This window comes from Streptomyces sp. NBC_00223 (assembly GCF_036199905.1).
GTDB lineage: Bacteria > Actinomycetota > Actinomycetes > Streptomycetales > Streptomycetaceae > Actinacidiphila.
The window spans coordinates 3012573-3030744 of record NZ_CP108109.1; the positions used below are offsets into that span (position 1 = coordinate 3012573).

An 18172-nucleotide genomic window follows, 5' to 3' on the forward strand; every position below is an offset into this window, starting at 1 on the left:
TTACCCCACCCCCTAGGCTGGCCGCGTGGACGACAACGGCGCCGGGCCCCGCGAATACCGCGTGGAAGAACTGGCCAAAGCAGCCGGCATCCCCGTCAGAACCCTGCGCTTCTACCGCGAGCGCCGCCTGCTGCCGCCACCGCGCCGGGCCGGCCGTATCGCCTGGTACTCCGAGGACCACCTCGCCCGGCTGCGCACCATCGCCGCCCTCCTGGAACGGGGCCACACCCTGGGCGGCATCGCCGACCTCATCGCGGCCTGGGAGAACGGCCGCACCCTCGACGGGGTGGCCGAACTCCTCGGCCTGGAGGGCGCCCTCGCCACCCCCTGGTCCGACGAGACCCCGGTAAGGCTCACGCCCCTGGAACTCACCTCTTACTTCGGTACCGAGGAGGTCAGCCCGGACAACCTCACCACCGCCCTGGAGATCGGCTACATCGCGGTCGACGGCGGGGACGTCGTCCACGTCAGCCGCCGCCTCCTGGACGCCTCGGCCGCCCTGGTGCGTGAAGGGGTGCCGCTGGCCGCCGTACTGGCGGCCGGCCGTGCGGTGCGCGACCACGTGGACGCGATCGCCGACCTGTTCACCGAGGTCGTCAGCACCCACGTCCTCGGCTCCTCGGCGGACCTCCCGCCCGGCGAGGCGCACCGCATCACCGAGTCGCTGCAGCGGCTTCGCCCCCTGGCCAAGAACATCGTGGACGCCGAGATGTCGCTGGCGATGGACCGCAGGATGCGAGCGGAGATCGACGCCTGGATGCGAGTCCAGGCCGACGCCCGGCCCGGCGCCCGGCCCGACACGGACGAACCCGCGGGACAGCCCGCCGATGGCCCCGCCGGATCCCCGGCCGGCGCCTGACCCGCGCACCGCGAGCGCCCCGCCGCGCGACCTGCGAGAGTGGAAAGGCCGAACCGATCGGGAGGTGTCCCGTGAAACAGCCCCACGACGCCAACGCCGAGCAGGCCATACTCGGCCGGATCAGCCGCATGGTCGCCGACGAGAAGGCCCTGCGCGACCTGCTCGCGGCAGGCGGTACCGACGGCGACAACGAGCGCGAGCGCCTCACCGCCCTGGAGCACGAACTCGACCAGTGCTGGGATCTCCTGCGCCAGCGCCGCGCCCTCACCGAGGCGGGCGAGGACCCCGGAGGCGCCCGGGTCCGCCCCACCTCGACGGTGGAGGCGTACCGCTCGTGAGCGCGAGCGAGGAGATCACCGTCACCGACGCCCCTCAGGCCACCAGGTACGAGGCGCGGATCGGCGACGACCTCGCGGGAGTGGCCACCTACATGCGCGCGCCCGACGTCATCGCCTTCTTCCACACCGAGGTGCGGGATGCCTACGAGGGCCGCGGCGTCGGTTCCGCCCTGGTCGCCGCGGCCCTGGACGACGCCCGCGCCCAGGGGCTTCGCGTCCTGGCGATCTGCCCGTTCTTCTCCGGATGGGTGGTCCGCCACCCCGACTACCAGGACCTGCTGTACGAGCCGTCGAGCACGGTCAAGGACTGAGCGGCGCAGCAAGGACGGCGCCAAGGGCAGCTCCACGACGTCCATGTCGGATTCTCGCCAGACCGAGGCCGTGACGACGCGCGATGCTGGTGGCATGCACACGGACTTCGACGCCTGCGTACGAGCGGTTCAGTCGAAGGACGCCCGGTTCGACGGGTGGTTCTTCACGGCGGTGCTGACCACACGCATCTACTGCCGTCCCAGCTGCCCGGCCGTGCCGCCGAAGGCCGAGAACATGACCTTCTACCCGAGCGCCGCGGCGGCGCAGCAGGCCGGGTTCCGGGCCTGCAAACGGTGCCGGCCGGACGCCAGCCCAGGTTCGCCGCAATGGAACGAACGGGCCGACCTGGTGGCCCGGGCGATGCGGCTGATCGCCGACGGGGTGGTGGACCGCGACGGCGTGCCGGGCCTGGCCGCGCGGCTGGGGTACAGCGAACGCCAGGTGGAGCGGCAGCTGCTCGCCGAGCTGGGGGCGGGGCCGCTCGCGCTGGCCAGGGCACAGCGCGCGCAGACCGCTCGGCTGCTGATCGAGACGACGGCGATGCCGATGGGCGAGGTCGCCTTCGCGGCCGGTTTCGCCAGTATCCGCACCTTCAACGACACGGTCCGCGAGGTGTTCGCGCTCTCCCCCGGCGAACTGCGCGCTCGGGTCGCCAAGGGCCGCCCGGCCGCCACGACGGGCGCGCTCGCGCTGCGGCTGCCCTTCCGCCGGCCGCTGACGCCCGACAACCTGTTCGGCCACCTGGCGGCGACCTCGGTGCCAGGCGTCGAGGAGTGGCGGGCGGGAGCCTACCGGCGCACGCTGCGGCTTCCGCACGGTACGGGGATCGTGGCGCTGCGGCCCGAGCCCGACCACATCGCCTGCCGGCTGTGGCTCACCGACTGGCGTGATCTGGCGCAGGCGATCAGCCGCTGCCGCCGGATGCTCGACCTGGACGCGGACCCGCTCGCGGTCGACGCCCTGCTGGCGGCGGACCCGGTGCTCGCACCCTTGGTCGCGAAGGCACCGGGGCGGCGGGTCCCCCGGGTCGCGGACGGGCCGGAGTTCGCGGTACGGGCGGTGCTGGGTCAGCAGATCTCGACGGCGGCGGCCCGTACACACGCGGGGCGGCTGGTGACCGCCTACGGAGAACCGGTCGCCGACCCCGGCGGCGGTCTGACCCACCTGTTCCCCTCCCCCGCGGCGCTGGCCGACCACGACCCGGCGGCGCTGGCGATGCCGCAGACCCGTCGTGACACCCTGGCGGCGCTGGTCCGGGCCCTGGCGGACGGCACACTGGATCTCGACGTCGGCAGCGACTGGCAGCAGGCCCGGGCGCGGCTCGCCGCACTGCCGGGCTTCGGGCCCTGGACGGTGGAGACCATCGCCATGCGGGCGCTCGGCGACCCGGACGCCTTCCTGCCGACCGATCTGGGGGTGCGGTACGCGGCTCGCGACCTGGGGCTGCCTGCCACTCCCGCGGCGCTGACCCGGCACGCGGCCGCCTGGCAGCCATGGAGGGCCTACGCGACACAGTATCTATGGGCGACGGGCGATCATCCGATCAACGTTCTGCCCGCTGACAACCCCACTTCCGATCGGACCATCACTCCTGTTATGAAAGGCGCGACGCGATGACGACCCCCGTCCACACAGTGGTGGACAGCCCCTGCGGACCTCTCACCCTGGTGGCGCGCGACGGCCGGCTGGCCGGTCTCTACATGACCGATCAGCGGCACCGGCCGCCGCAGGAGAGCTTCGGCCGGCCTGACGCGCTGCCGGCGTTCGAGCGGGCCGCCGAGCAGCTCGCCGCCTACTTCGCCGGTGACCTCACCGGCTTCGACATCGAACTCGCCATGGTGGGAACCCCGTTCCAGCAGCGCGTCTGGGCGGCGCTGTGCGAGATCCCGTACGGAGAGACCGTCTCCTACGGTGAACTCGCCCAGTCCCTCGGGCAGCCTGGCGCCTCCCGGGCGGTGGGTCTGGCCAACGGCAAGAACCCGATCGGCGTCATCGTGCCCTGCCACCGAGTCGTGGGCGCGAACGGCAGCCTGACGGGTTACGGCGGCGGCCTGGACCGCAAGCGCTGGCTGCTGGACTTCGAACAGGGTGCGCGGCAACCGCTGCTGATCTTCTGAGGTCACCGGTTCGGGTGACTCCCGACATGCGCGTCCCCGGCCGGTCGTGGTGACGGCCGGGAACGGCGCACGAACGGTACGACGATGCGACCGTCGGATCCGGACGGTCTACCGCAGCCGCAGCGCGGGGATGACCACGGCGTCGATGTACCGGTGGCTGTACTCCGGATCGGGGTCGATGCCCTCGATGATGGGCCGCGCGAGCGCGCCGCCGAACAGCATGTGCGGGACAAGGTCGCGCGCCGGGTTGTCCGCGGCCAGCTCACCGCGGTCCACGGCGCGCTGCACCAGGTCGCGGAAGCTCTGCAGCTCCGGTTCGATGAGCAGCTCGCGCAGCGCGCGGAAGAGGTCCTCGTTCTGGAACGCGGCGTGGGCGAGTCCGCGCATCAGCTCCTGGTCGCGCTTGACCTCGTTCGCGTCATGGCAGCTGACGATCTCGTGCAGGTCGCCGACGAGCGACCCGGTGTCGATGTCCGCGGGCGAGACCGGCTTGAGGTGCCGCAGCGCGGTGGCGACCAGCTCCGGCTTGCCCTTCCACTGGCGGTAGAGCGTGGCCTTGCTGGAACGGGTGCGGGCGGCGACGGCGTCCATGGTGAGCGCTTCGTAACCGACCTCGCGCAGCAGGCCGACCACCGCCTCGTACAGCTCGCGCTCACGCTCGGGGGTCAGGCGGGTGCGGCGCGCGGCGACTACCTCCGGCGACATGTCCGATCCTCCCTCTGTGCTGAGCATGCGGGCCGTGCACGACGGCCGTCGAAACGATGTCGTACACCTCAAGAGTAGAGGGCCCGCAATCGAAACGCCACCGTTTCGATCGTGGGTCCTGTCACTTCCGCGACCGCCTGCTCCCCCGGGTCCCGCCCGCCTCACCCGACTCGCTCAAGAGCCGCCATCGCCGCCCACTCCGCGCAGCTCATACGTCAAGTAGACGAACTGGTCGGCCCGTTCCACTTCCTTCAGCCTGAGCCTGGACGCGCCCAGCAGCCTGGGCAGCAACGGCGCCCCCGCACCGAGCGTCACCGGTGCCACCCCGACGATGATCTCGTCCAGCAGCCCCTCGTCGGCGAAGGCGCCGGCGAGCTCACCGCCGCCGACCAGCCATACGTTCCCGCCACCGGCGGCCGCCACCATCGCCTCGTGCACCGGCCGCACGTCGCCGCTCACGAACCTGATGTCCGCGCCCGGCACCGCCGGGAGGTCGTCCCGGTGCGTGAAGACCCAGCACGGCCGGTCCGCGTACCACTTCCGCCACTCCTCCGGCCGCTCCAGCAGATTCTCGTGCTCCAGCACCCACCGATACGTCGTCGCCCCCATGGCGAACGCCCCGACCCCCGCCATAAAGGCGTCGAACTGACCGCCCGGCTCCGACTCCACCTCGAAGAGCCAGTCGAGCGAGTCACCCGGGGCCGCGATGAATCCGTCCATACTCGTCGCTGTGTAGTACTGCGTCTTCGTCACGGAGCCAGCCTGCCATCCGCCACTGACAACGAACCGTCGCACTCAAACCGACGATCGTACGAACAGACCCGCACGGTCGGCACCCGTCACCCTTAGGGTCGCGGCGTGCGCGGATCGGCACCCTTGGCGCCGACCTCGTTCGGTAGGGCGTTGCCTGCGCGGGCCCTGCTCGCCGTCAACAGCGCGTCAGGATTCGGAGCGATCGCGTACAGGAACCGTCAACAGGGTCCGCATCCATGGCGTCGAGGCTGTCGACTGGAGGTGAACCGGCGGAAGGACGCGATGCGCCATGTACGGAACTTCCCGCGTGGTCGTCGGTATCACCGACTCCGCGCACTCCATGACCCTGCTGCGCAAGGCCGCCACCGAGGCCAGGCGGTGCCACTCCGTACTCGTCCCGGTGCTCGCCTGGTACCCCGCCGATGACGACCGGCTCCCCGACTCACCCGAGCGGCGTGCACACCGGCAGATGGAGGACCTGGTGACCGACGTCTTCGGCCCCGAGGAACCGGTCGTGGTGAAGGCGGTCGTCATCCGGGCGCGGAGTCTGGGTGAGGCTGTCGCGGAGGTGGCCTCGCGCCCGGGCGATGTCGTCTTCTCGATGCCCACCCGTCTCCTCCTGTGGCACAGGCTGCTGGGAGCGCCCGCGACACGGTGGGCAAGCCCCCGCGCAGCCCCGCGGAAGCGTCCCGGGCGGCCCGCCCGCCCCGCAGAACCCGGCCGGGGCGAGCGGCCCGAGCGCAATACCCCGGCCGCGTTCCACTGACGGGCGGGGCCGAACCCGCCGCCCTCAGGGCGCGAACCGGATCCTCAGGGCGCGAACCCGCCCGGCCGGCTCAGTCGTCGAGCCGTTCCAGAGGCGCTCCGGCGGCCGCCGCCTCGGACAGTTCCTCGCCTGCCTCGACCACGTCGAACGGCACGATCGTCGCGACCACTTGCGGCACCCTGCCGACCGCCCGGGCGATGTGGTCGGCGGTGCGCCGGTGCAGCAGGCGGCCGAGCACCGGGGAGTAGTTGCGCTCGGGGATGAGCAGGGTGATCTGGTCACGGCCGTCACTGGTCCTGCGGTTGACCAGTTCGATCAGGGAACGGCTGATCCGGCGGTCCGGGCACTCGACGATCTCCAGCGGGAGGTCGCCCACGTCGGCCGTCTCCCACCGCGCGCTCAGCCGTTTGGCCTCGCGCGCGTCGACCATGACGTGGATCGCGCGGATCTCCGCGGGGCGCAGCGAGCGGGCGTAGCGGATCGCCTTGAGCACGGCGAGGTCGAGGCGGTCCACCAGCACGTACATGACCTGACGGTGGTCACGCGGCCGGGTGGCGCCGGCGGGGGCGGTGGCCAGCGCTGCCGCCTCCTCGCGGTAGCGCTTGTTGACCTTGATCAGCGCCCAGACGCCGACCGGGAAGACCACGACCACCACCCAGGCGCCCTCGGTGAACTTGGTGACCGCGAAGATCAGCGCCACCAGCAGTGACACTCCGCAGGCCAGGGCGTTGACCGCGGTCTTGAGCCGCCACCGGCCCTCGCGCAGGACCAGGTGGTGCCGTACGAGCCCCGCCCCGGCCATGGTGAAGCCGGAGAACACACCGATGGCGTACAGGCCGACCAGCGAGTTCAGACTGCCTTTGGTGGCGACCAGCAGGCCGATCGAGACGACGGTCAGGACGATGATCCCGTTGGAGAACGCCAGCCGATGCCCGCGCCGGGTGAGCTGGCGGGGCAGGAAGGAATCCTCGGCGACGAAGCTGGCCAGGAACGGGAAGCCGTTGAACGAGGTGTTCGCGCCTGTGTAGAGGACGAGCGCGGTGGCGAGTTGCACGAAGACCAGAGCGGCGTTTCCGTACCAGCTGTCGCCGAACGCCCATCCGGCCTCCTGGGAGACGACCGTGGGGGTCTGCGCCAGGTACGGCACGGCGTGGGTGATGTGCGCGAGCAGGGAGACGCCGAGCACGCCGGTGCCCAGGAGGCACGACATCGCGACCATGGTGCGGCGGGCGTTGCGGCCCTGGGGGTTGCGGAAGGTGCTGACTCCGTTCGAGATCGCCTCAAGACCGGTGAGCGAGGAGCCACCGTTGGCGAAGGCCCGCAGCAGGATCAGAAGCGAAGCACCGTAGAAGAAGCCGTTCGCGTCGGTTCCCAGCGGGACCATGCCGGGTGTGTGGACGTCGATACGGGTGTGGTCGCCGGACAGGAAGCGGGTGAAGCCGGTGACGATGAGCAGGGCCATCGCGGACATGAACAGATAGGCGGGCAGCGCGAAGGACCGCCCCGCCTCCCGGATGCCCCGCAGATTGCCCCAGCACAGCAGCAACACCACGGCCACCGTGATGTACAGCTTGTGGTCGTCGAGCACGGACAGCCGGGCGTCGCCCCAGAGCAGATGCACCAGGGAGACGAGGGCGTCGGTGCCCGCGGCCGCCTGGACGGCGACCGTGACGACGTAGTCGATCAGCAGCGCCACGGCGGCGACCTGCGCGACCCGGGGACCGAAGTTCTCACGGGCGACGACGTAAGACCCGCCCGCCCGGGTGTAGGCCATTACCACGTCGCGGTACGACAGTGTCAGCAGAAGCAGCACGCACAGGATGGCGACAGTCAGCGGAATCAGCGCCGTGAACGCGGCGATGCCGATGGCCGGGATCAGTACGACCAGCATCTGTTCGGAGCCGTACGCCATGGACGATATGCAGTCCGAGGCGAGCACACCGAGCGCGACCGGGTTGGACAGCCGCTCCTCGCCGAGCCGCTCGGTGACCAGCGGCTTGCCGAGCAACCGTTTCTTCAGCCGGTAGCCGGGACTCTCCGGGAACTGCGGGCGACCGGGGGCCTCGACCGTTCCGGAGGCGCCCGCGGCGCGGGTCGTGCTGGCCATGGAAGGGCATCCGATCGGCTGAGCGGTGAGTGAGCCTCCCCATCTCTACTCCTCGGTGCCAGGGCGAATCGGACATCCTAGGACGCGAACGGGGGATCTTAGCGCTTTCCTGACGCCGGTCGGAGCAGTGCGGCCGAGTACCCGACCGTATGCTCGAATCGGGTCGGCGGCGACGGTCCGCGACCGGGGTACCCGTCATGGGCCGCCCGGCGCGGACACGGGAACAGCGGGGCGCGGAGACTCGGGAACCAGGACGGATGGCCATGGCACGCGGCAGTCTCCGCATCTACCTCGGTGCCGCCCCTGGTGTCGGCAAGACGTACGCGATGCTCCGCGAGGCCCACCGGCGCGCCGCCCGTGGCACCGACGTGGTCGTCGCCCTGGTCGAGGACCACGGCCGGCCCCGCACCCGGGAGCTGCTGAGCGGCCTCGACACGGTCCCGCGCCGCCCCGTACGGCCCCAGGGCGCGGAACCAGGCGGAGGTGCCCCCGACGACCGCGAACACGGCGACCTGGACCTCGACGCCGTACTGGCCCGCCGCCCCCGGATCGCGCTGGTCGACGAACTCGCCCACACCAACGCGCCCGGCGGCAGGCACGCCAAACGCTGGCAGGACGTCGAAGAGCTGCTGGAAGCCGGTGTGAACGTGATCTCCACGGTCGGCATCGAGCATCTGGAGTCGCTCGGCGACGTGGTCGAGGGCATCACCGGGGTGCGGCCCCAGGAGACCGTTCCGGACGAGGTGGTCAGGCGCGCCGACCAGATCGAGCTGATCGACATGGACCCGGCCGCGCTGCGCCGCCGCGTCGCGCACGGCAATGTCTACGCGCCCGACCAGGCCGACGCGGCGCTCTCGCGCTTCTTCCGCCCCGGCAACCTCACCGCGCTGCGGGAGCTGGCGCTGCTGTGGACCGCGGACCGGGTGGACGAGTACCTGCGCCGTTATCGCGCCGAACACGGCATCGCCGACGCCTGGCAGGCCCGCGAGCGCATCGTCGTGGGGCTCACCGGCGGCCCCGAGGGCGCCACCCTGATCCGGCGAGCGGCCAGGATCGCCGCAAAGGGTTCGGGGAGCGAACTGCTGGCCGTGCACGTGGTGAGCGCCGGCGGCCGGACCAGGACTCCCGGGCAACCGCGGCCGGCCGGGCCGTCGTCCGACGAACTCGGCCGACAGCGGCGCCTGGTGGACGACGTCGGCGGCAGCTTCCACGCGGTGCTCGGCGACGACGTGCCCGGCGCGCTGCTGGACTTCGCCCGCGGCGCCGACGCCACGCAGATCGTGCTCGGCTCCAGCCGCCGAAGGACGTGGCAGTACGTGCTCGGGCCCGGCGTCGGCGCCACCGTGGCGCGGGAGTCCGGGGACATCGACGTGCACATCGTCACCCACGAGCACGCCGCCGCGGGGCGGCCCCGGCTGCCCGGGCGACTGCCCGTCAACCTCGGCCGGGCGCGAGCGGTCGCCGGATGGCTGCTCGGCTGCGGCGGACCGGTGCTGCTCACCCTGCTGCTGACACGAGGAGTGGGCGACCCGGGGCTGCCCACCGCGCTGCTGCTCTTCCTCACCCTGACCGTCGGCGCCGCGCTCGTGGGCGGTGTCTTCCCCGCGGTCGCCGCGGCCCTGCTCGGCTCCTTGCTGCTCAACTACTACTTCGCGGCCCCTACCCACACCTTCACCATCTCCAACCCCCGCAACCTGCTGGCGCTCGTGATCTTCGTGGCGGTCGGCATCGCCGTGGCCTCCGTGGTGGACCTGGCGGCCCGCCGTGCCCAGCAGGCGGCGCGCAGCCGCGCGGAGTCGGAGGTCCTCAGCTACCTGGCGGGCAGTCTGCTGCGCGGCGAGGACACGCTCACCGTGCTGCTGAACCGTATCCGCGAGACCTTCGGCACCGAATCGGTGGCGCTCCTCGAACACGGCGAGGACCGGCAGGGCTGGCGCTGCGCCGCCTCTGTGGGCCCGCGTCCGGCCACCGGGCCCGAGGACGCCGACGTGGAGGTGCCGGTTGGCGAGAGCCTGGTCCTGGCGCTCAGCGGCCGGGTGCTGCCCGCGGCGGACCGCCGGCTGCTCGGCGCGTTCGCCGCCCAGAGCGCCGCGCTGCTGGAGCGCCAGCGCCTGGCGCGGCAGGCCGCGGAGGCCCGGCGGCTGGCCGAGGGGAACCGTATTCGCACCGCCCTGCTCGCCGCCGTGTCGCACGACCTCCGCACGCCGCTGACCGGGATCAAGGCCGCGGTCAGTTCGCTGCGGTCGGACGAGGTGGACTGGGACCCGCGGGACGAGGCCGAACTGCTCGCCGGGATCGAGGCGGGCGCGGACCGGCTCGATCATCTGATCGGCAATCTGCTCGACATGAGCCGGCTGCGTACCGGCACCGTCGATCCTTTGATGCGGGACGTGGGACTCGACGAGGTGGTGCCCGCCGCGCTGACCGACGTGCCGTCCGACGCCGTACGCCTCGACGTCCCCGAGACCGTACCCATGGTGCGCGCCGACCCCGGGCTGCTGGAGCGGGCGGTGGCCAACCTGGTGGAGAACGCGGTGAAGTTCAGCCCGGCGGACCGTCAGGTCGTGGTGCGGGCCGACCCTTTGCGCCTTCCGGAGGGACGACGGGTCGAGGTACGAATCATCGACCGCGGGCCCGGCGTCCCCGACGAGGCGAAGGAGTACATCTTCGAGCCCTTCCAGCGGCACGGCGACCCGCCGCCCGGCAGCGGAGGCGTCGGGCTCGGGCTCGCGGTCGCCCGTGGATTCGCCGAGGTGATGGGCGGCAGCCTGAGCGCGGAGGACACGCCGGGAGGCGGGCTGACGATGGTGCTGACGCTGCGGTGCTCGGCGGGGCCGGGCGGGGCCTCCACAGGGGCGGTCGGTCCGGCTTCCCCATCCGGACCGACCGCGATGACCGATGCGACCGATACAACCGCTCCGACCGAAGGAAAGGCGGTGCCCAACCCGTGACCAGGGTCCTGGTGGTGGACGACGAACCGCAGCTCGTCCGCGCCCTTGTGATCAACCTCAAGGCCCGCAAGTACGACGTCGACGCCGCTCCCGACGGGGCCACCGCGCTGAGGCTGGCCGCTGCCCATCACCCGGATGTGGTCCTGCTCGACCTGGGACTGCCCGACATGGACGGCGCCCAGGTGATCCGGGGGCTGCGCGGCTGGACACGTGTGCCGATCATCGTCCTGTCGGCCCGTCATACGTCCGACGAGAAGGTTCTCGCCCTGGACGCGGGTGCGGACGACTACGTCACCAAGCCCTTCGGCATGGACGAGTTGCTGGCCCGGCTGCGCGCCGCCGTCCGCCGTGCCGAACCGGTCGCCGCGTCGGGTTCGGGCCTGGGTGAGGACGCGGTGGTCACGACCGACGCCTTTACCGTCGATCTGGCGGCCAAACGTGTCCGCCGCAATGGTTCCGACGTCCGCCTCACCCCCACCGAATGGCACCTGCTGGACATCCTGGTCCGCAATCCCGGCCGCCTGGTCGGCCAGACCCGCCTCCTCCAGGAGGTCTGGGGCCCTGCCTACGGGACCGAGACCAACTACCTCCGCGTCTACATGGCCCAACTGCGCCGCAAACTCGAACCCGACCCCTCCCGCCCCCGCCACCTCATCACCGAACCGGGGATGGGCTACCGCTTCGAGCCCTAGAAAGGCCCCCCGAAGTCCCTCGACCGACCACGACAGCGGTACAGAACGGTCGCCTTGGACGTGCCGCCGACCGCGGACCTCCAGCGGATCCGCGAGCTCTTGGAGCCCGGCGAGGCGATGAAGTGGTGGCACTGGGAGGAAGGTCGCGTCACCGCTGCGTGGACGGCCACGGCTACGGGACGAGCTGCGCCCGGGGCGCGGCTGGTCGTGCCCGTACGGTCCGCCCCCGAAACAGGCAGCGGGCCATCGGGCGGGTCCCTCAGAGCCAGTCCCTCTTCGGACGCCCCATCGAACACGCCTAGGAAACGACAAGATCCCGCCCGGTCTTCACGACCGGCCGGGATCTCATGAACTCTTCCTGATTCAACTCAAGAACAGTCGTGTTGTGGACCTGAGGGGATTCGAACCCCTGACCCCCTCGATGCGAACGAGGTGCGCTACCGGACTGCGCCACAGGCCCTTGCAACGAGGAAAACTCTAGCATCCCGCCGAGGGTGGTCGTGAACGCGATATCGGCTGGTCCGCGCGGGCCGAGCGGCGCCGGGCCGGGCGGACCGGGGTCATTCGTTGGCCGCGCGGGGGCGGTCGGAGTCGGCGTACTGGTCGAAGAGGGGCGTACGGGCTGCTGTGCGCGGCCGGCGGGCCGGGGGCTGCTGCTCCCGGGGTTCACGGCCGTCGCGCGCCTCGCGGGGCTCACGGGAGGGCGCGGGGTCCGTAGGCGTCGTACCGGAGCGCGCGGAACTCCATGTGTCAGGAGCGCCGAGGTCGATGCCACCAGGGGTGCGAGGGGCCACCGGGGCGGTCACGTAGGTGGGCAACGGGACCGGTACGGGGTCCCAGCCGTCGTCGGCGGTCTGCTGGGCGCGCTGCTGGTCGACCCACTCCGCGTGGTCGGTCTGCTCGACGAGAGCGCGACGGTCGGCGGTGCGCGGCGAGGGCGCCGGTGCGACGGCGGGAGCCGGGGCAGGAGCGGCGGGCGCCGGAGGACGCTCCTCCTGGGCGGCGGGCGCGGGGGGCGCCGGGCGGGACCGCAGGCGCCGAGCGGCCTCCGCCGCGTGACGCTGGTCGAGCCGCACCTCGAAACGGCGCCGTTCCTGCCGCCGCATCTGCGCGATGTACAGGGTGAGCAGGACCGCGGGGAGGGCCGGTGCCCAGAGCAGCGCGATGCCGCCGACAGCCGCCACGACGGCCCCGGCGGTAAAGGCGACGAAGAGCAGCGTGGTCGTACGGCGTCGGCGCGCCAGCACCTTGGCGCGCGGATTGGGCGACTGCGGGTGAGCGGACTGGTGCTGCTGATGCGAGACGGGCTGCGGCGGTGTCACGTCCGAAGCCGGACCGGTGCGGGCTGCCGGGCGCCGCACCTCGGTCGCGGGCACGGCGAGGCCCCGGACGTCCACCGACTCCACGGGGTCGGTGTCGCCCTCCACTGCGCCGGCGGCGGGGTCGACGGTCTCAGCGCGCGCCTTCGCGACACGCCGCTCCATCGCCGCCCGTCCGGACAGGAGCCGGATGGCGGTGCTGAAGCGTTCCGTCGGACGCGCCTCGTTGAGCTCATCCTGCCTACGGAGCCACATCGGCACCAGGTAGGCAGCCCAGGCCCCGACGATGACTGCATAGATGAGGCCGCTACTGCTCACGCGGTACACGGTAGGGGTGATCGAGACACGCCATACGCAATTTGGCCCGGTGTGTCGCACGATCTGGCTGATAGGCCGAGATTTTTTTGCGATTGGCCTTTAATTCGAACAATAGTTTTATTTATGAGGAGTGCCGGGTCGCGCTTGGTGCCAGCGGTTCAGCAGCCCTTCCGGCACTTCCTCGGCAGTGAGCGCGTATACGAGATGATCACGCCACCCTCCGTCGATATGGAGATAGCGCGGACGCAGCCCTTCCTCACGGAAGCCGAGCTTTTCGGCCACTCGGCGGCTCGGACCGTTCTCGGGGCGAATGCACACCTCCACCCGGTGCAGCCCTATCCGGCGGAAGCAGTGGTCGACGGCGAGCGACACCGAGGTGGGCATCACCCCGCGGCCGGCCACCGCCTCGTCGACCCAGTAACCGATGTGCGCCGAACACATCGAACCCCAGGTGATCCCCGCGACCGTCAACTGTCCCGCCAGGCGTCCCTGATATTCGATGATGAACGGCAGCATGCGCCCGGCAGCCGCCTCGCCGCGCAGATGACGGACCATCTGACGATACGTCGGTCGTTGCGCCACATGACCCGGCGGAGCGGGCGGCACGGTCGCCTCCCAGGGACGCAGCCACTCGCGGTTGCGCCGGTTGACCTCGCGCCAGGCGCGCTGGTCACGCATCCGGATCGGGCGGAGGGTGATGTCACCGTCCACCAACTCGGTCGGCCAGGACCCGTTCAGCTCGGTCTCCCAGTAACAGAATTCGGATGATCGCTTGAATGGTCATCCGGTTGCTCGTTTGAATGATCGCCGCCATGGATCTGATCGACGGCATGTACGACAAGCGGCGCGAGTACGGCGAGGCCGTCCTTCACCCCACCGGTCGAACCCGGAAGGTTCACCACCAGGGTGCGTCCGGCGACCCCGGCCACGCCGCGGGACAGCACGGCGGTGGGCACCTTCTCCCGGCCGACCGCGCGGATCGCCTCGGCGATGCCCGGGATCTCGTAGTCCAGCACCGCCCGGGTGACCTCAGGCGTGCGGTCGGTCGGCGAGATGCCGGTACCGCCGGTGGTGACCACGAGGTCGTACGCGGCCGCGACCGCCTCCGCCAGCGCCTCGCCGACGGGTTCACCGTCGGGTACGACCCGCGGGCCGTCCACCGTGAAGCCCAGCCCCTCCAGCGCCGCGACGATCAGCGGACCGCCACGGTCCTCGTACACCCCGGCCGCGGCGCGGTTGGACGCGGTGACGGCCAGGGCCCGCAGGGGCGGTCTACGCGTGGGAGACGTCATGGCCGGCGCCAGTCGCCGGACTTCCCACCGGTCTTCTCTTCGATCCGGACGTCGGTGATGACCGCCGCCTTGTCGACGGCCTTCACCATGTCGACGACGGTGAGCGCGGCGACACTGACGGCGGTAAGCGCTTCCATCTCGACGCCCGTACGGTCCGTGGTCCGCACCGTAGCGGTGATCTCGACGGCGACGTCGGTGACCGCGAGGTCGACGCTCACGCCGGAGACGGCCAGGGGGTGACAGAGCGGGATGAGCTCAGGGGTGCGTTTCGCGCCCATGATGCCCGCGATCCGTGCCGTGGAGAGAGCGTCACCCTTGGGGACGCCCTCGCCACGCAGGAGTTCGACGACACGCGGGGAGACGAGAACGCGTCCGGCGGCCCGGGCCGTGCGCGCGGTGACGTCCTTGTCGGAGACGTCGACCATACGGGCCGCGCCCGCCTCGTCGAGGTGGGTGAGGTGCTGCTGAGCGCTGCTCATCGTTCTCCCGGTGCGGTCTTCTGGGCAGACACCGTACCGGCACACGCCGGTGTTCGGCTCCCGGCCCCGCAACCTGGCGGCGAGGGGCCACCACTGTGACCGGAAAGGTTCACCGGACGCCGACGCCCGGCGCCTCGCTTCACTCCGTTGCCGACGACGCCCGAGTGCGCTCGGCGCGGGGACGATTTCCCGCCTCGCGACGCACTCCGCCGGACACCGTGAGCTTCCGGCGGACTCTCCGGTCGGAACGCTAGTCGAGCAGAATCACATCGACCTCAGCGCCGGCCGGAACAGCGGTGACGGATTCCGGTACGACGATCAGTGAATCGGCGTGCGCGAGTGCCTTGACCAGGTGAGAGCCGGCGCCACCCGTAGGAGTGACCTCACCGGCCTGCTGGTCGTATTGGCTGCGCAGGAACTGCCTTCTGCCGTCAGGTGACCGCTCAATCCCGGTCGTACACACAGCCCTTACGACCTCCCGATGAACGGAACCCACCCCCATCAGTGTGCGGATGACGGGACGGACGAACATCTCGAAGGACACATACGCGCTCACCGGATTGCCGGGCAGGGCGAGCAAGGGGATGCGGTCGGGGCCGATTCGGCCGAAGCCCTGGGGCTTGCCGGGCTGCATGGCCAGCGTGCGGAATTCGACGCGCCCCGCGCTCTCCTCCGCGTCCTCGCCGAACGACCCGCCGAGCGAGGACAGCGCCTCCTTGACGACGTCGTACGCCCCGACGCTCACCCCACCGCTGGTGACGATGACGTCGGCCCGGATGAGCTGGTCCTCAATGGTGGCGCGCAGCGTCTCGACCTCGTCGACGACGGCGCCCACACGGTAGGCGATGGCTCCGGCGGCCCGCGCGGCGGCGGTGAGGGCGAAGCTGTTGGAATCGTGGATACGGCCGGGGTCGAGCGGCTCACCGGGCTGGACGAGTTCGCTGCCTGTGGACACCACGACGACCCGGGGACGCGGTCGTACGGTGACACTGGCCCGGCCGATCGCCGCCAGGAGGCCGATCTGCGACGGGCCGAGCACGGCGCCCGCGGCGAGCGCGAGTTCACCGGCGGCCACATCGCTGCCCTTGCCCCGAACGAACTGCTCCGCCTCCGCGGCCCGATAGACACGCACCTCGCCGGTCGCACCCCGCGGATCGGCGCTGTACGCGGCCATGGTGGTGACAGGTCCGCCTCCGGCGCCGCCATCGGTCCACTCGACGGGTACGACGGCTTCGGCTCCGGGCGGGAGCGGTGCGCCTGTCATGATCCGGGCTGCCTGGCCGGGGCCGACCGTGGGCAGCTCGCCGATGCCGGCCGCGACGTCGCCGACCACGTCGAGCACTGCGGGATGTTCGTGTGTGGCCGCCTTGGTGTCGGCGACCCGTACCGCGTAACCGTCCATGGAGCTGTTCTCGAACGGTGGCAGCGAGACGGGCACCGTCACGTCCTCGACCAGCACGCATCCCTGTGCGTCGAGGAGCTGCAGCTCGATCGGCTCCAGGGCGGTCAGCTGACCCAGGATGTTGTCCAGATGATCGGTGACGGACCACACACGTTCGGCGCCGTGACTCACTGTTGCATCTCCTCATTGACATACAAACGCAACCAGGTCCGGAAATCGGGTCCTAGGTCATCACGCTCGCACGCCAGTCGGACAATCGCACGCAGATAGTCACCCCGGTCGCCGGTGTCGTAGCGGCGACCGGTGAATATGACGCCATGGACCGGTCCACCGTTGTCGTCGCGGTGCGCCATCTCCCGCAGGGCGTCGGTGAGCTGGATCTCACCGCCGCGGCCCGGCTCGGTCTTCTTCAGGGTCTCGAACACCGCCGGGTCAAGAACATATCGTCCGATAACCGCATAAGAGGAGGGTGCCTGATCGGCCTCAGGCTTCTCGACCAGGTCCGTGACACGCACCACGTCCTCGTCCACGGTCGGCACTATGGCCGCGGACCCGTACAGGTGAATGCTGGCCGGAGGGACCTTCATCAGAGCGACGACGCTGCCGCCGTGCTGCTCCTGAACGGTGATCATGCGGGACAGCAGCGGGTCGCGCGGATCGATCAGGTCGTCACCGAGCAGAACGGCGAACGGCTGGTCTCCCACATGGGGTTCGGCGCAGAGCACGGCGTGACCGAGGCCCCTGGGGTCGCCCTGGCGCACATAGTGCATCGTGGCGAGATCACTGGACTCACGGACCCGGGCCAGGCGGGATTCGTCGCCTTTGCGGGTAAGCGCCTCTTCGAGCTCGTAGTTGCGGTCGAAGTGGTCCTCCAGCGGACGTTTGTTGCGACCGGTGATCATCAGCACATCGGACAGCCGTGCCGCGACGGCCTCTTCGACCACGTACTGGATCGCCGGCTTGTCCACCACCGGAAGCATCTCCTTGGGAGTCGCCTTCGTCGCCGGCAGGAACCGGGTGCCCAGTCCGGCCGCGGGAATGACAGCCTTGGAGATCCGCTTACGTGAGCGCGTCATGCCGTGCACTTTAGCGGCCGCGTATGTGCGGAAGATGAAAGACCGGTTGGTAATGGCTGATAGGCAACGGTTGTGCGTGGTATGAGCGAGGCACGGGCGCAGAAGGCGGAACTGAGGACGCGGCTTCTGGCGGCCAGGCGCGGATTGACCGCCGACGAGCGCCGCGCGGCGAGCAGCGCGCTCGCGGAGAGAGTACGCGAACTGCCGCCATTGGCGGCCGCTGAAACCCTTGCGGCCTATGTGTCGATGGGCACGGAGCCGGGCACTCACGCGTTGATCGAGGCGATACGCGTCTCGGGCACACGGGTCCTGCTGCCCGTGCTCCTGGACGACAACGACCTGGACTGGGCCGAGTACCAGGGCCCCGCGACCCTGGAACGCACCGGGCGCGGCCTCCTGGAGCCCACCGGAGTACGGCTGGGCCCGCAGGCCGTCACCGAGGCACAGGCCGTCCTGCTGCCCGGCCTCGCCGTGGACGGCCGGGGTGTACGCCTGGGACGCGGCGGTGGATCGTACGACCGCGTCCTCGAACGGCTGCGGGAGGCCGGAACGCATCCGGCGCTGGTGGTGCTTCTGTACGCGCACGAGGTGGTCGCTTCGGTTCCGCGGGAACCTCATGACCACCTCGTGAACGCGGCAGTGACTCCTGAGGGGGTGCGTCGCTTCCCCGGGTGAACTTTTCGCAC

The 18172-nt window shown here is 70.9% G+C and carries 18 protein-coding genes and 1 tRNA gene; 9 read left to right on the plus strand and 10 right to left on the minus strand.

Annotated features, from left to right (window positions below):
* Nucleotides 1–25 precede the first annotated feature (25 nt).
* The 5 genes from OHA30_RS12520 (at nucleotide 26) to OHA30_RS12540 (ending at nucleotide 3626) form a co-directional block, all read left to right on the plus strand.
* Nucleotides 26–859, plus strand: coding sequence for a MerR family transcriptional regulator (locus OHA30_RS12520; RefSeq protein ID WP_328913900.1), 834 nt, complete (start codon nucleotides 26–28; stop codon nucleotides 857–859).
* A gap of 128 nt (nucleotides 860–987) precedes the next feature.
* Nucleotides 988–1197, plus strand: coding sequence for a DUF2630 family protein (locus tag OHA30_RS12525; protein WP_405786114.1), 210 nt, complete (start codon nucleotides 988–990; stop codon nucleotides 1195–1197).
* Nucleotides 1194–1508 carry a GNAT family N-acetyltransferase gene (locus OHA30_RS12530; RefSeq protein WP_328913902.1) on the plus strand — a complete coding sequence of 105 codons (315 nt, stop codon included), beginning with the start codon at nucleotides 1194–1196 and terminating at the stop codon, nucleotides 1506–1508. The genes OHA30_RS12525 and OHA30_RS12530 overlap by 4 nt, the downstream gene beginning before the upstream one ends.
* A 94-nt stretch (nucleotides 1509–1602) precedes the next feature.
* On the plus strand, nucleotides 1603–3126 hold the full coding sequence (locus tag OHA30_RS12535) for an AlkA N-terminal domain-containing protein (RefSeq protein WP_328913903.1): 1524 nt from the start codon (nucleotides 1603–1605) through the stop codon (nucleotides 3124–3126).
* Nucleotides 3123–3626: a methylated-DNA--[protein]-cysteine S-methyltransferase gene (locus tag OHA30_RS12540; RefSeq protein ID WP_328913904.1), complete on the plus strand. Its 504-nt coding sequence runs from the start codon at nucleotides 3123–3125 to the stop codon at nucleotides 3624–3626. The genes OHA30_RS12535 and OHA30_RS12540 overlap by 4 nt, the downstream gene beginning before the upstream one ends.
* A 108-nt stretch (nucleotides 3627–3734) precedes the next feature.
* Here the strand turns inward: OHA30_RS12540 and OHA30_RS12545 are convergent, their stop codons facing one another.
* A complete protein-coding gene (locus OHA30_RS12545; protein ID WP_328913905.1) occupies nucleotides 3735–4331 on the minus strand; it encodes a TetR/AcrR family transcriptional regulator in 597 nt (198 codons plus the stop codon).
* A gap of 174 nt (nucleotides 4332–4505) precedes the next feature.
* The gene (locus OHA30_RS12550) at nucleotides 4506–5084 is read right to left on the minus strand and encodes a dihydrofolate reductase family protein (protein ID WP_328913906.1); all 579 of its coding nucleotides are present in this window, start codon (nucleotides 5082–5084) and stop codon (nucleotides 4506–4508) included.
* Between the two features lie 289 nt (nucleotides 5085–5373).
* Here OHA30_RS12550 and OHA30_RS12555 point away from each other — a divergent pair, with 289 nt between their 5' ends.
* Nucleotides 5374–5850, plus strand: a complete 477-nt coding sequence (locus OHA30_RS12555; protein ID WP_328913907.1) for a universal stress protein — start codon at nucleotides 5374–5376, stop codon at nucleotides 5848–5850.
* Between the two features lie 70 nt (nucleotides 5851–5920).
* Here the strand turns inward: OHA30_RS12555 and OHA30_RS12560 are convergent, their stop codons facing one another.
* Complete coding sequence (locus OHA30_RS12560) at nucleotides 5921–7957, minus strand: APC family permease (protein ID WP_328913908.1); 2037 nt, start codon at nucleotides 7955–7957, stop codon at nucleotides 5921–5923.
* Between the two features lie 263 nt (nucleotides 7958–8220).
* Between OHA30_RS12560 and OHA30_RS12565 the strand changes: the two genes are divergently transcribed.
* A complete protein-coding gene (locus OHA30_RS12565; RefSeq protein ID WP_328913909.1) occupies nucleotides 8221–10908 on the plus strand; it encodes a DUF4118 domain-containing protein in 2688 nt (895 codons plus the stop codon).
* Nucleotides 10905–11600, plus strand: coding sequence for a response regulator (locus OHA30_RS12570; protein WP_328913910.1), 696 nt, complete (start codon nucleotides 10905–10907; stop codon nucleotides 11598–11600). Before OHA30_RS12565 ends, OHA30_RS12570 begins: the two co-directional genes overlap by 4 nt.
* A gap of 386 nt (nucleotides 11601–11986) precedes the next feature.
* Here OHA30_RS12570 and OHA30_RS12575 read toward each other — a convergent pair.
* The 7 genes from OHA30_RS12575 to galU form a co-directional block, all read right to left on the minus strand.
* A tRNA-Ala gene (locus OHA30_RS12575) sits at nucleotides 11987–12060 on the minus strand.
* 100 nt (nucleotides 12061–12160) lie between these two features.
* The gene (gene sepX, locus OHA30_RS12580) at nucleotides 12161–13237 is read right to left on the minus strand and encodes a divisome protein SepX/GlpR (protein ID WP_328913911.1); all 1077 of its coding nucleotides are present in this window, start codon (nucleotides 13235–13237) and stop codon (nucleotides 12161–12163) included.
* Between the two features lie 117 nt (nucleotides 13238–13354).
* Complete coding sequence (locus OHA30_RS12585) at nucleotides 13355–13975, minus strand: GNAT family N-acetyltransferase (RefSeq protein ID WP_328917841.1); 621 nt, start codon at nucleotides 13973–13975, stop codon at nucleotides 13355–13357.
* Complete coding sequence (locus OHA30_RS12590) at nucleotides 13972–14529, minus strand: MogA/MoaB family molybdenum cofactor biosynthesis protein (RefSeq protein WP_328913912.1); 558 nt, start codon at nucleotides 14527–14529, stop codon at nucleotides 13972–13974. The genes OHA30_RS12585 and OHA30_RS12590 overlap by 4 nt, the downstream gene beginning before the upstream one ends.
* On the minus strand, nucleotides 14526–15008 hold the full coding sequence (gene moaC / locus OHA30_RS12595) for a cyclic pyranopterin monophosphate synthase MoaC (RefSeq protein WP_328913913.1): 483 nt from the start codon (nucleotides 15006–15008) through the stop codon (nucleotides 14526–14528). Before moaC ends, OHA30_RS12590 begins: the two co-directional genes overlap by 4 nt.
* A gap of 250 nt (nucleotides 15009–15258) precedes the next feature.
* Nucleotides 15259–16581 (minus strand): molybdotransferase-like divisome protein Glp, encoded by a 1323-nt coding sequence (gene glp / locus OHA30_RS12600; protein WP_328913914.1) that lies wholly within the window; start codon nucleotides 16579–16581, stop codon nucleotides 15259–15261.
* On the minus strand, nucleotides 16578–17486 hold the full coding sequence (galU, locus tag OHA30_RS12605) for a UTP--glucose-1-phosphate uridylyltransferase GalU (protein WP_328913915.1): 909 nt from the start codon (nucleotides 17484–17486) through the stop codon (nucleotides 16578–16580). Before galU ends, glp begins: the two co-directional genes overlap by 4 nt.
* Nucleotides 17487–17567: 81 nt before the next feature.
* Here galU and OHA30_RS12610 point away from each other — a divergent pair, with 81 nt between their 5' ends.
* Entirely contained in the window at nucleotides 17568–18161 is a 594-nt protein-coding gene (locus OHA30_RS12610) for a 5-formyltetrahydrofolate cyclo-ligase (protein WP_328913916.1), read from the plus strand.
* Nucleotides 18162–18172: the final 11 nt, after the last annotated feature.

Bases quoted from the DNA above. Each gene is read 5' to 3' on its own strand.
- OHA30_RS12525 (WP_405786114.1), top strand. From the start codon at position 988: ATGGTCGCCGACGAGAAGGCCCTGCGCGACCTGCTCGCGGCAGGCGGT.
- OHA30_RS12535 (WP_328913903.1), top strand. From the start codon at position 1,603: ATGCACACGGACTTCGACGCCTGCGTACGAGCGGTTCAGTCGAAGGAC.
- OHA30_RS12540 (WP_328913904.1), top strand. From the start codon at position 3,123: ATGACGACCCCCGTCCACACAGTGGTGGACAGCCCCTGCGGACCTCTC.
- OHA30_RS12545 (WP_328913905.1), bottom strand. From the start codon at position 4,331: ATGTCGCCGGAGGTAGTCGCCGCGCGCCGCACCCGCCTGACCCCCGAG.
- OHA30_RS12555 (WP_328913907.1), top strand. From the start codon at position 5,374: ATGTACGGAACTTCCCGCGTGGTCGTCGGTATCACCGACTCCGCGCAC.
- OHA30_RS12560 (WP_328913908.1), bottom strand. From the start codon at position 7,957: ATGGCCAGCACGACCCGCGCCGCGGGCGCCTCCGGAACGGTCGAGGCC.
- OHA30_RS12565 (WP_328913909.1), top strand. From the start codon at position 8,221: ATGGCACGCGGCAGTCTCCGCATCTACCTCGGTGCCGCCCCTGGTGTC.
- OHA30_RS12590 (WP_328913912.1), bottom strand. From the start codon at position 14,529: ATGACGTCTCCCACGCGTAGACCGCCCCTGCGGGCCCTGGCCGTCACC.
- moaC (WP_328913913.1), bottom strand. From the start codon at position 15,008: ATGAGCAGCGCTCAGCAGCACCTCACCCACCTCGACGAGGCGGGCGCG.
- galU (WP_328913915.1), bottom strand. From the start codon at position 17,486: ATGACGCGCTCACGTAAGCGGATCTCCAAGGCTGTCATTCCCGCGGCC.
- OHA30_RS12610 (WP_328913916.1), top strand. From the start codon at position 17,568: ATGAGCGAGGCACGGGCGCAGAAGGCGGAACTGAGGACGCGGCTTCTG.